This is a genomic window from Planktothrix paucivesiculata PCC 9631 (assembly GCF_900009265.2).
GTDB classification, from domain to species: domain Bacteria; phylum Cyanobacteriota; class Cyanobacteriia; order Cyanobacteriales; family Microcoleaceae; genus Planktothrix; species Planktothrix paucivesiculata.
Genome location: NZ_LR734990.1, coordinates 1 through 12,028, shown reverse-complemented (window position 1 = coordinate 12,028; position 12,028 = coordinate 1). Strand labels below are relative to the sequence as shown.

The following is a 12,028-nucleotide window of genomic DNA, read 5'->3' as shown; positions in this document are numbered from 1 at the left end:
ATCTTCCTATTTTAACATTGATTATTGTCTGTTTTTAAATTGTTCAGTTGGGTTCCATACCCGCCGAGTGTGAAAACGCGATTTTCCATACACGGCTACGCTACGCTATGCGTAGCTGCGTAAGTCCTGTGTAATCTAAAAGCGATCGCAACTTAAATTCCCCTTCGTGTCTTTGTGGTTCAAAAATCCCCCCAAAAACAGGAGGGATTTCTAATTACAAATTAAGGCAAATCCGTCTGTCCCATCAAATATAAATCACATTCCCGGGCAGCCCCACGGCCCTCATTAAACGCCCAAACCACAAGGCTTTGGCCCCGACGACAATCCCCCGCCGCAAATACCCCCGGAATACTGGTAGCATACTTGCCGTGTTCAGCATTAACATTACTGCGGGCATCCCGTTCTAAACCCAAACTGTCTAATAACGGTTGTTCCGGCCCCAGAAATCCCATCGCCAGTAACACTAATTGGGTGGGAGTCACCTTTTCCGTGCCGGGAATATGCTTAGGAATAAATTGCCCCTGCTCATTTTTCGCCCATGCCACTTCAACGGTATGAATGGCTTTAACATAGCCATTTTCATCCCCTTCAAACTTAGTTGCAGTGGTTAGATAAACCCGAGGATCGGAGCCAAATTTTGCCGCGGCTTCCTCCTGGCCATAATCCATTTTATAAACCTTCGGCCACTCCGGCCAAGGATTATTAGCAGCCCGTTCCGAAGGAGGTTGGGGCAGAATTTCCAACTGGACAACCGTATTGCAACCGTGACGAATAGACGTCCCTACGCAGTCCGTCCCCGTATCCCCACCCCCAATAATCACCACATCTTTACCTTGAGCGGAGATGAAATCACTGCCGGGTTGCTTATTTAAAACCGCCTGGGTATTAGCAGTGAGGAACTCCATGGCAAAATGAATCCCCTTGAGGTCGCGCCCTTCAATCGGCAGATCCCGTGGTTTAGTGGCTCCAGTACATAAAAGTACCGCATCAAACTCTTTTAACAAATTTTCGGCGGGAAAGTCCTTACCTACTTCCGTATTGCAAATAAACTTAACGCCCTCGTCTTCCAAGACCTTCAGACGCCGCAAAACCACCTGTTCCTTATCCAACTTCATGTTCGGGATACCGTACATTAACAGGCCCCCTGGACGATCAGCCCGTTCAAAAACCGTCACCCAATGACCCGCTTTATTCAGTTGGGCCGCCGCCGATAATCCCGCCGGGCCAGAACCAATCACCGCGACTTTCTTTCCAGTGCGTTTAGATGGGGGTTCTGGGGTGATCCAGCCTTCCTCCCAACCCTTATCAATAATCGAACATTCAATATTTTTAATCGTCACCGGAGGGTTATGAATGCCCAAAACACAGGAACCCTCGCAAGGTGCCGGGCAAACCCGACCCGTAAATTCGGGGAAATTGTTGGTTTTGTGCAGACGGTCTAGGGCCTCTTTCCACAGTCCCCGATAGATTAAATCATTCCATTCGGGGATCAGGTTATTGATGGGACAACCACTGGCCATGCCACTAATAATTGTTCCCGTATGGCAAAAGGGCGTGCCGCAGTCCATACACCGGGCGGCTTGGGTGCGAAGTTTGTCATCTTCCATGGGCAGATGAAACTCATCCCAGTTATGAACCCGGTCAAGGGGGGCGAGTTCAGACGGTAACTCCCGCAGATATTCTAAGAAGCCGGTCGGTTTTCCCATAGTTGTTTCCGTTAAACTTTTGAGTATTGGTGGTTAGTCATCTTAATCGATATTCACGGTCAAGATTGTTCAATATATTAATATAGCTGTTGCTGAACAACTCAGATTCCTAGTTTTCCCGATTAGCTCAGTGTTTGGTTCGTCAACCGTCAACAATTGATGACAATAGTTTTTAGAGTTTAATTCCCCTGGCGGCAATTTACCTTATTGAATTGTAGAGTATTTTTAGGGTTAATTGCCATATTTTTAAATATTGATTAACAATATATAATCTTTTTTATTCTAACAGCCAAGCGAATAACTCGCCAACTGTTAGTTTAATATCCGTGGCAAATGGGGGAACAGATATTAGTGATTCTGGTTGTTCAAAGACTTCTGTTTGTTGTTGAGCATGATAAACAAAGATAGATTGTTCTTCAGGATCAATTAACCAAGCCATTTGAGTTTGATGATTTAGACAATAGAGAATTTTTTTAATCACTTTTGTTGGACTTTGATCCGGCGATAAAATTTCAATCATCCAGTCCGGTGCTATTAAAAAAATATTGGCAATTGCACCATTATGATCACGAGGAATTCTATCCCAAGTAAAAACAGAAACATCAGGAACAATTGAACGTTCTTCAAAGGTACACCGCAGTTCAGGAAATGCCCGGGCAATTTTGGCAGGTTTTAAAATAGCGTTAATGGCGGTAACAAGTTCACCTTGAATTGTACTATGTTTTCCTTGTGGCATAGGTTTCTGGATAATTTGACCTTCAATATATTCGCTGGCAGGTTTGGTTTCAGGTTGTTTCAGAAACTCTGCTACAGTGATGATTTTATATGGGGTTTGTACCATGGATTTAGTACCTTGATTTTTGTATATTTAATCATTGATTTGAGAGATAATCACAGTATAGCTGATCAGAATATAATTTTACCAAGGACTACCAATTAAAGTAAAACCTGCCCAATAAAAAGGATGAGATAAATCAACATTTCCACGGGAAGCAATTTCTGGAGGTAGGGGAATTTTAGCCGTATTAGTTCCGGTTTCATTGATTAAATAACCCTGTTCTAAACGAACTTTTCCCTGTAACATTCCCAGTTGAGCTTGTCGTAGAGCTTCTGCTTTAATTGGACTGGTTGATAGGGCTTGATAAAACGTATTCATTAACCCTAAAGTACCCGCATCACTAACATACCATAAACTCGCTAAAGCTGATTTAACCCCAGCTTGAATCGCTAACCCCGCAAACCCTAATTCTGCTTTTTCATCGCCCACGGCTGTTGTACAAGCGCTCAAAACTAATAATTCTACGGGAGGCTGATTTAACTTCAGATTTCTAAGTTGATTTAACCGTAATTTTTGATCCCAAAATTGAATATAAGATTGGTCAGACCCAGAAGTCTGAAATTCTCCATGGGTAGCTAAATGCACAATTGAAAATTGATTTTGACTGCGTTGAGAGATGAGATTATTAACGGTAAAATCTTCATTTAAAAATGATTTTCCTTTCCAAGTATTTTGGTTAATAATTAATTCTAACTCCATCGGGACTGCGGGGAGAGAGGGTTGATTAGAGTCGGTAAAAATAGAGGCTCCCATCGCTAATACCCTGGATTTATTAATATTAACATAGCGAGTATCTGTTAAACTTAAACTCGGAATGAGTCCTAAACTATAGCGTTCTAACAAAAATTGTTTTCCGTCATATAAGGCGGCTAAGGGTAAGGTTCTTAATCCCGTATCCATCGAAAAAACTAAGGTATTAATTCCCTCGGCTTCTAATTGGCTTACTAGGGGTTCAATTAACCATTCATATAATTGTTTACCATTTTCTTTATAGCGAGTATCCTCTAAATTTTCAGGGGAACGGATTTGATTAGAAAAAGTTCTGGCGGTTTTTAATACTGTTTCTCGAGGAACAGGAATACTTTTAAATACAGGTTGTCCGTTGGGTAAAATCAACCTTAATTCTAATTGATTGGATTGACTCGATACATAGATAATAGAGGTTTTATATCCGGTTAATTTATAAATTTCATTTAATGTTTTACGAATCCCTTGATTAGTTATTGGGGTATTTTTTGAATCTGAACCTAAATAGTTAGAAAATTCAATTCCTCGAAACGTATCAATTTGAGCTAAGGAAGAAAGGATAGAACTTGACCCTATTTGATCCGTGGGAATGGTGGGAGTATTTAAAGGAATTATAGGGTTTTCTAAGGATTCTAAAGGTTCCTGAGAATTTGATGAAATATCGGAGGTATTCTCCAGTACAGAATCGGAGGTTGCCTCGGTTAAAACGGGTGTTGTACTATCCGCTTGAGAGGGTATGGGGGAGGTAGGAGTTTCTGGATTAGTCCCTTGTAATTCAGAATTAATTTGATTAACAATAGCTTGGGTTTCTCCTGTTGATTGATTAGGATTAGATGTGGAATTAGTTGCAGGTAAAATACTAACTAAATTGCCATCAGTAATCGCTCCAGCCGTCCCATTTAACAGTGGATTTCCGATGGTAAAAGGAATATTACTACATTCAGCCGTGCTACAATAATCGCCCCCTTGTTGTAGGGCAATTAAACCGCTTTTTTCTCCTCCTACGGTGGAAATACTGGCATTGACTTGATTTCGACTATTAAAAACTCCTGTTGCTCTAAATAACCCACGGGTTGAAATTCCAATATCACCGCCTTGGCTTCCCGCTTCCGCCCGCAGAAAAATAACATCAATATCTTGGCTGGAATTTAAAGAAATATTTCCACTTTTTCCTTCCGTAGCACTCGCGTTAATTCGTCCAGTATTAATACGATTACCTGCAAACAGAAAAATATTTCCTCCTTCTCTAATTCCGACTGAATTTAAGTTTCCTGATTGTATGCTGCCCGTCGAGCTATTAAGATTAATTCCTCGAGAGGCTTTAATATCCCCGGTGATAATATTTCCAGATGCAAACAATTCAATCGCTACCTGATCACCCTCCGTGGATGAATTAAAAATCTGACCATTAACTCTAATGCCTCCATTACGACTGTTTAAATTAATATCTTGATTATTTAATAAAACCCCACTATTTTGATTTATATTATCCTGATTTACAAAACGAATTTCTCCAGTTTCAATATTACCTAATGCCGATAAATTAATATTTTCAGGTTTTTGATTTTCCGATAATAATTGTAACGATCCTGTGCGAATTTCTCCTTGAGAACTGGTAATTTGAATACTTCCTCCTCGCGTACTGATATCCCCAATTAAAATATTTGATCCGGCGCTCAAGGCAACTGACCCATTATCAACTCCCGTAATCCCACCTGTTCCAATAATCGATTGTGCTTGTAAATTAATCGGATCATAAACGGTAAAATCTCCGCCTAAAGTGAGGGTATTCGTACTATCTCCACGGCCAATTCTAATTTGACTAAATCCATTGCTTAAGGCTTCTAAATCTCCACTACTCACATCAAAACTAGAGGCATTTTCTGTCCCCCCTAAAGTCATAGCTTGGGTGCTGCGACTGGGTTGTAAAATTACAACTCCCGAACTTTGAACAGAATTTAGTCCTCCTAATAAATTAACTTCTGTTCCGGTTAAATGAATCGTAGCAGAGGCGGAATTTCCTGTTGATATCTGTTGAGTAGAAACCGTCCCAGATTCACTGGTCAGCGAAATATTTTGACCATTAGTAATTAAGTTCCCCACGGTAATATTTTCTAATGCCGATAGTTTAAAACTAGCATTATCTAAACCCGTTAAACTATAAAATTGTTCTCGAAAGGCTGTTCCACTGGCAATCATTCCCCGAGGAGATTGGATAATAATCGGATCTTTGAAAGCAATATCTCCAGCAAGAAAAATAGTTCCATTGCCTTGATTTCCACCGATAATAATTTCTTGAAATCCATTTTCTAAACGGTTTAAATCACCAGAGGTTAAATTTAAGGTGAGTTCTGAATTATGGTCTTGACCTGCGACTTCAATATCTTGAGCCGCCGTTGCGGGTTGTAATCTAATTTGACCTTGACCTTGAATTGAGTTTTCTTCCCCCGTCAAATTAATTTCATCACTGGTAATTTCAATATTTCCCGTACCAGTTTCTACAGTATCAAATGTTCCGGTTCTGAGTCCTTTGGTTTCCACTTCTAATTCGGCATTGAGGATAATATTTCCTCCGGTTTCTCCTCCTCTAGTATCGATTAAACTTGTGCTTAAAGTCCTGGGGGTATTAATTAATATATTTCCCCCTGAACCTTCACTAGAAGTTGCATCAATAGCATAAGAATTTCCCTCTAAAATAATATCCCCTTGGGAACTACTGAGGGTAATATCTCCCGCTTTAGAACTGCCAGAAGTATTAATACTATTAGTTTGAATCCGGTTTAATGCGTTCAGATTGAGATTACCACCAGTGCCATTTGCGATCGCACGGGTGGAGAGAGTATTAGTAATAATATCTCGATCACTTTTAAGGGTTATGTTCCCGCCTCGGGTACTCGCAGAAGTCGATAGGTTTTCAGTCCGAATTGCTCCATTATTAGTTGTGGTTAGGTCTAAATTTCCTCCTTGGGTAATAATATCTCCGGTAATTAAATTCACCCCAGTAATTACAATTGACCCACCGGAAGTCTGGAGAGTATTTCCTGAATTCATAGTAAAATTACCACTCCCAGATTGATCCGCATCGGCAGTAAAAGTTAGGGTTCCAGTGGCGGTAGGAAAGTTTAATTTATTGTCAGTTAGATTGCCAATATTAATACTATTTTCTGCTTGTATAACTACATTTGCTGTAGGAGCAAAATTTTCTAAGGTTTGATCGGATAGGGTGATATTAGCTGAGTTTTGCTCGGGATTTCCAATATTGATTTCTGGAGCATTAATCAACAAAGTTCCCGGGGTTAAATTTGTGGTTTTTAGATTAATATTTCCAGCTATATTGAGATCATTCTGGCTAGTAATTGTAGCAAATCCTCCCAATCTTTGAGTGCTGTTAGAATTAGAAAATCCTTGAGCGCTAATATTACCCAAAAATTGAGTTAAATCATTGGCTCCAATCACTATTTTTCCGCCGTTTCCATCGGTTAAGCCATCGGCTAGAATAATCGATTGTTCATTAATAACGGTACGGGAAGCCGTGGGAAAAAGACCATTTTCTTGATCATCACTTCCAATTCTAACTGTGCCTCCCCCATTAGCCGCAGAAACATCAACTTTTGCATTAAATAACTGAATATCATTGCCAATAATATTAACTTGAGGAGGATTAGGGGACGATGAATTAAAATTGGTATTTCTGGTATCCAAAAAACCGGAAACTAAAGCCACTCCCCCTTGAGACGGAAATCGAGTATTAGAAGCGCTTAATTCTACCGTCCCATCGGATAAAACATTAACAACAGAGGCTTGATTTTGTTCTGAGCTTCCGGTTAATAATTTGGGTAAATCTAGGGGATTAATTACGGATTTATCATTACCATAATTGGGTGTAATGGTTTCAATTTCTAGGTTAAGTAAATATCCGGTTTGACTAATTCTAACTAAATTATTTCCTTCAATAGCTGCAATTGTAATTTGTCCGGCGGGGGCATTCAGGGTTCCAGTATTAATCACATTTCCCCCCACTAAAGTTAAGGTTTGTCCCTGGGAAACCGTAAGTTCTCCATAATTAACAATATTACCGGGGTTAGATGTGGAGAACAGAAAACTATTGGTTTCTCCTGAAAGGCTATTATAATCATTAGACCCTAAGCTATTAAATAAACCGGAATTAAATCCTATACCTGTAGCGGTTGTGGCGGTAAACGAACCCGGAACATCTAAACGCGCTTCCGGCCCAAAAATAATTCCAGAGGGGTTTAAAATAAATAGGTTAGAGTTGCCCCCAGTCACTTTAATTAAACCTTCAATTAAGGAAGGCTGTCCACCCACGACACGGCTTAAAATATTTTGAATCGAATTATTAGAAACAAAATTGGCAATTTGACCGGGTGGAACATTAAATTGAGTAAAACTATGAAATAAATTTCTCCCATCTCCTGACTGTTGACCGCCCGTAATATCCACACGATTATTAACGGAATTGGTCAGGGTATTTGTAGTATTAGGTTCGGGAACAATGGATTGGGCAAAAACTCGGTTTATGGGAAGATTAATTTTAAGAGTATAACTCAAAAAATCCGAGAACCCATTCATCCCCACCGTCCAAAATCCAGTTAAAGGCAGGGAGATGAAAACTAACTTAACAAAACGTCCAGGCTGCATAAGGGTTTATGCCTTTAATAAACAATTACCGAAAGGGAATCTACTATTTATTTTTCACAGAAGCCACCCAGATAGACTATTACTATTAGAAATAGTATTATAGATTTAAAAACATGATTATGCGTTTAATTGGTCTTACAGGCGGAATAGGAACCGGGAAAACCACCGTATCCAATTATCTGGCGACGACTTACCAAATTCCCATTTGGGATGCGGATTTATATGCGCGAGAGGCGGTGAAACCCGGTTCATCCGTTCTCCAACAAATTGTTGACCGCTATGGGAGGGATATTCTACTTTATGATGGTAACTTAAATCGCCAGAAATTAGCCAGTCTGATTTTCTCGAACTCATCAGAGCGAACCTGGCTAGAGCAAAGGATTCATCCCTTTGTGCGTGATTGTTTTGTTCACAATATTCAACAATTAAAGGCGGGAAAAATTCCGACTCCTGATGGCAACCCATCCCCCTACGCCGATGGGGTTTTAGCGATTCCATTACTCTTTGAAGCGGAAATGACGGATTTAGTGACGGAGATTTGGGTTGTTTATTGTTCTATTGAACAGCAGTATCTGAGGTTGATAGAACGAGAAAAAATTGATTCGGGTCGAAATTTAACCCAGGAAGAAGCTGAAGCTAAAATCAATAGTCAAATGTCTTTAGAAGCAAAATGTCAACGGGCGGATATAATTTTATACAATTCTTCAACTCCTTCAGAACTTTTTAAACAAGTGGATGCAGCTATTCAGAGATAAAATATCACCTGAAACCTAAAAAAATTGAGTTTTTCTTAAAAATAGGATAAAATAGAGCAAAGTCAGAGAGGAAAAATTATGATTACCTCTGTACAGTTTATCGATGGATTAGACGAGGAAATTAGCGGGATTAGTCTGCGGAAACGCAAAGACTCCGAAACAAAAATTGTTGTCTTGCTATTTGAGCGCCTTCAAGCGATAGAAAGATTAAGAGCCTATCGGAAACAAATCACGAATTTATGGTTACGCGATGAGGAGGGAGAAATCAAAGTTACCCCCAGCAATGTCAGGTTCTTCTATGCAGAAAATGAAGATCTTTCTAAAATTGAATGTTACTTTGAAGTGTACTCGGAAGATATTTTTGAACGAGTCATGAGGTTTTTAAATCGTTATGCCGATGAGAATGGATTCCAATTCCAGTCTACCTAAAAAAATAGATGATCTCAAAACTTAGGCATAATCCTATCTGTAGGCGTAATTCATGAATTACCCCTACAGATAATTTAAAATGGAAAATTATGACAGCCTAGAACACGCCATAGCAAGTCCTAAATCCTATTTTTCTAATTGTTTTAACGCTTGAAACGTAACAAAGAAAAAGCCCAATGAACCCAGGGCGGTAATCAATTGAGCAATTAATTTAGCATTTGTGATTGCAATTTCATCCATGGTTTACTCTCCAATCAAACTCAACTTAGGATTAACTATATCTCAGTGTAACCCAGTTTGAATGCGTGATTCTCCCCATCCCCTAATTTTAATCATGGGGACTTCCTGGTTTCCTGTTGACGTGTTGAGAAATAATACAAACCAAGCTTCTAATCCCCCCAAAGATGTTAAAACTTAGGAAAAAGCTCAAGGAGAAAGCTAAAAATGCAATTTCAAAGTGCAATACAAGAAGCCTGTTATAACAAAGTTGCCACCTGGATGCGAGAGTTATATGGCAAATTTCCTTGTGCTAGAGAAGATGTCCCCGGATTAGCAATGGTCATGGGTTCAGCCTTAGTTGAGGTCTTTGTGTTTCCTTGGGAAAAAGATGATGCCATCATTAATGCTCGGTCTTATGTGGTCACAGATGTAGAACTTTCTCCTGATTTATTACATTTTCTCCTCCGAGAAAATTATATTATGAGATTTGGAGCCTTTGGTATTGATGAACAAGGAGATATTATTTTTGAGCATACGATTGTCGGTTCCACCTGCGATAAATTAGAATTAGAAGCCTCCGTGAATGCCGTGTTAGAAATTGCCGATGATTATGACGACAAAATTGTAGAACGTTGGGGAGGAAGACGGGCTTTAGATCGGATCTCAAGTTAAAAATAATTAACGGTTTTATGGGCGGTTTTAATTATATTTTTCAGTTATAATTAACTTAAATAAATCCGCCCGTAACCCTATTTTTTAATCAGGTTTTAAAATGAGTAATTTATTCGATGGGTTTGATCAATTATTTGAACTGGCAAAAACTTTAGATGAAAAAATAAAAAGTGGGGAAATTAAAACCGACGTACAAATCGGTTCTCGCACCAGTATTCCTAGGACGGGGAATATACCCAGAAATAATACCGAATTCCGTTCTGTTATTATTACTCCCCCCTCGGCTGACACCCCCTCGGAAAACCCTGATTTTTCCCCTCCAAATTCTTATTCCCCATGCAATATTTCAGAAGTGGGAGGGTTAGGAGATGTGATACAACAATTACGGGAATTAGTAGAATTACCTTTAAAACGTCCTGAATTGTTAGCAAAATTAGGCCTAGAACCCCCTCGCGGGGTGTTATTTGTGGGGCCACCAGGAACGGGCAAAACCTTAACCGCCAGGGCTTTTGCTGAAGAATTAGGAGTTAGTTATATTGCCATTGTTGGCCCGGAAGTGATGGGCAAATATTATGGGGAAGCCGAGGCCAAATTAAGACAAATTTTTGAGAAAGCCGCGAAATCAGCCCCTTGTATTATTTTTATTGATGAAATTGATAGTTTAGCCCCCCATCGCTCCCAAGTCGAAGGGGAAGTAGAAAAACGGTTAGTCGCTCAATTATTAGGATTAATGGATGGTTTTGCCAAAACCCCAGGCGTGATTGTTTTAGCCTCAACAAATCGCCCCGATGCGATTGATCCCGCCCTACGACGTCCGGGGAGATTTGATCAAGAAATTCGCTTTCGAGTTCCTGATAGAAATGGGCGCTTAGAAATTCTTACCATTCTAACAAAATCCATGCCCTTACAAACCGTTAATTTAGCAGAAATTGCCGATTTGTCCGTGGGATTTGTCGGGGCCGATTTAAAAGCTACTTGTCAAGCCGCCGCCTATACTGCTTTACGTCGTCAGGTTCCCGCTTTAGAAGCACCCGTTCCCGATCAACTCTATATTAATCAACAGGATTTTATCACCGCTTTAACGGAAATTAAGCCTTCGGTTTTGCGATCGGTAGAAGTGGAAAACCCTAATATTTCATGGGAACAAATTGGCGGTTTAGAAAGCATTAAACAAACCTTACAGGATTCTGTAGAAGGTCAGTTACTTTACCCGGAATTGTATCAACAAACCGGAGCCAAAGCCCCCCGGGGAATTTTACTTTGGGGGCCACCCGGGACGGGTAAAACTTTATTAGCAAAAGCGATCGCATCTCAATCTCGGGCTAATTTTATTGCAGTGAATGGGCCGGAATTATTAACCCGTTGGGTCGGTGCCGCCGAAGCTGCCGTGCGGGAATTATTTGCTAAAGCTAGACAAGCCTCGCCTTGTGTTATTTTTATTGATGAAATTGATAGTTTAGCTCCGATCCGGGGGGCTTACATGGGAGATTCCGGGGTAAGCGATCGCGTGGTTGGACAATTATTAACCGAATTAGACGGGTTACAAAATAGTTCTGAAGTCTTATTAATTGGAGCTACAAACCGCCCCGAAGCCATCGATCCCGCCCTATTAAGAGCCGGACGATTAGACCTACAATTAAAAGTCGATTTACCCGATGTTAATAGTCGTTTAGCGATCCTGCAAGTTCATAATAAAAACCGTCCTTTAGTTGATATTAATTTAACCGATTGGGCGACAAAAACAGAAGGTTGGAATGGAGCAGATTTAGCGTTATTCAGTAATCAAGCCGCCTTAGAAGCCATTCGTCGCTATCGTCGGGAAGGGTTAACAGATCCGAAAGAAATTTCAATTACCCCTGAAGATTTCCGATTAGGATATGAAGGATTACTCTTACATCGAACTCAATCCAAATCTTGATTTAAAAGTATCAGGACTTACGCAAATTTGGGGATGTAACCCTAGATGTAGGGGTAATTCATGAATTACCCCTACTATTGATAGC

7 protein-coding genes are annotated in these 12,028 nt (G+C 40.0%); 4 read left to right on the top strand and 3 right to left on the bottom strand.

Features of this window, described 5'->3' with window-relative positions:
* Window positions 1-221: 221 nt before the first annotated feature.
* The 3 genes from gltD to PL9631_RS02345 form a co-directional block, all read right to left on the bottom strand.
* Window positions 222-1,706, bottom strand: a complete 1,485-nt coding sequence (gltD, locus tag PL9631_RS02355; protein WP_083616602.1) for a glutamate synthase small subunit — start codon at window positions 1,704-1,706, stop codon at window positions 222-224.
* Between the two features lie 277 nt (window positions 1,707-1,983).
* On the bottom strand, window positions 1,984-2,547 hold the full coding sequence (locus tag PL9631_RS02350) for a Uma2 family endonuclease (RefSeq protein ID WP_083616600.1): 564 nt from the start codon (window positions 2,545-2,547) through the stop codon (window positions 1,984-1,986).
* A gap of 78 nt (window positions 2,548-2,625) precedes the next feature.
* Window positions 2,626-7,950: a CHAT domain-containing protein gene (locus PL9631_RS02345; RefSeq protein WP_083616598.1), complete on the bottom strand. Its 5,325-nt coding sequence runs from the start codon at window positions 7,948-7,950 to the stop codon at window positions 2,626-2,628.
* A gap of 113 nt (window positions 7,951-8,063) precedes the next feature.
* Between PL9631_RS02345 and coaE the strand changes: the two genes are divergently transcribed.
* The 4 genes from coaE to PL9631_RS02325 all read left to right on the top strand — a co-directional run bounded on the left by coaE (window position 8,064) and on the right by PL9631_RS02325 (window position 11,943).
* A complete protein-coding gene (gene coaE / locus PL9631_RS02340) occupies window positions 8,064-8,705 on the top strand; it encodes a dephospho-CoA kinase (RefSeq protein WP_407947569.1) in 642 nt (213 codons plus the stop codon).
* Window positions 8,706-8,783: 78 nt separating this feature from the next.
* Window positions 8,784-9,134 (top strand): photosystem II reaction center protein Psb28, encoded by a 351-nt coding sequence (psb28, locus tag PL9631_RS02335; RefSeq protein WP_083616596.1) that lies wholly within the window; start codon window positions 8,784-8,786, stop codon window positions 9,132-9,134.
* A gap of 444 nt (window positions 9,135-9,578) precedes the next feature.
* Complete coding sequence (locus PL9631_RS02330) at window positions 9,579-10,025, top strand: T3SS (YopN, CesT) and YbjN peptide-binding chaperone 1 (RefSeq protein WP_083616594.1); 447 nt, start codon at window positions 9,579-9,581, stop codon at window positions 10,023-10,025.
* A 100-nt stretch (window positions 10,026-10,125) separates the two neighbouring features.
* Window positions 10,126-11,943 (top strand): AAA family ATPase, encoded by a 1,818-nt coding sequence (locus PL9631_RS02325; protein WP_083616592.1) that lies wholly within the window; start codon window positions 10,126-10,128, stop codon window positions 11,941-11,943.
* The last annotated feature ends 85 nt before the right edge of the window (window positions 11,944-12,028 follow it).

Coding starts and splice junctions, on each gene's coding strand:
- coaE (WP_407947569.1), top strand. CDS start 8,064: ATGATTATGCGTTTAATTGGTCTTACAGGCGGAATAGGAACCGGGAAA.
- psb28 (WP_083616596.1), top strand. CDS start 8,784: ATGATTACCTCTGTACAGTTTATCGATGGATTAGACGAGGAAATTAGC.
- PL9631_RS02325 (WP_083616592.1), top strand. CDS start 10,126: ATGAGTAATTTATTCGATGGGTTTGATCAATTATTTGAACTGGCAAAA.
- PL9631_RS02330 (WP_083616594.1), top strand. CDS start 9,579: ATGCAATTTCAAAGTGCAATACAAGAAGCCTGTTATAACAAAGTTGCC.
- PL9631_RS02350 (WP_083616600.1), bottom strand. CDS start 2,547: ATGGTACAAACCCCATATAAAATCATCACTGTAGCAGAGTTTCTGAAA.
- PL9631_RS02345 (WP_083616598.1), bottom strand. CDS start 7,950: ATGCAGCCTGGACGTTTTGTTAAGTTAGTTTTCATCTCCCTGCCTTTA.
- gltD (WP_083616602.1), bottom strand. CDS start 1,706: ATGGGAAAACCGACCGGCTTCTTAGAATATCTGCGGGAGTTACCGTCT.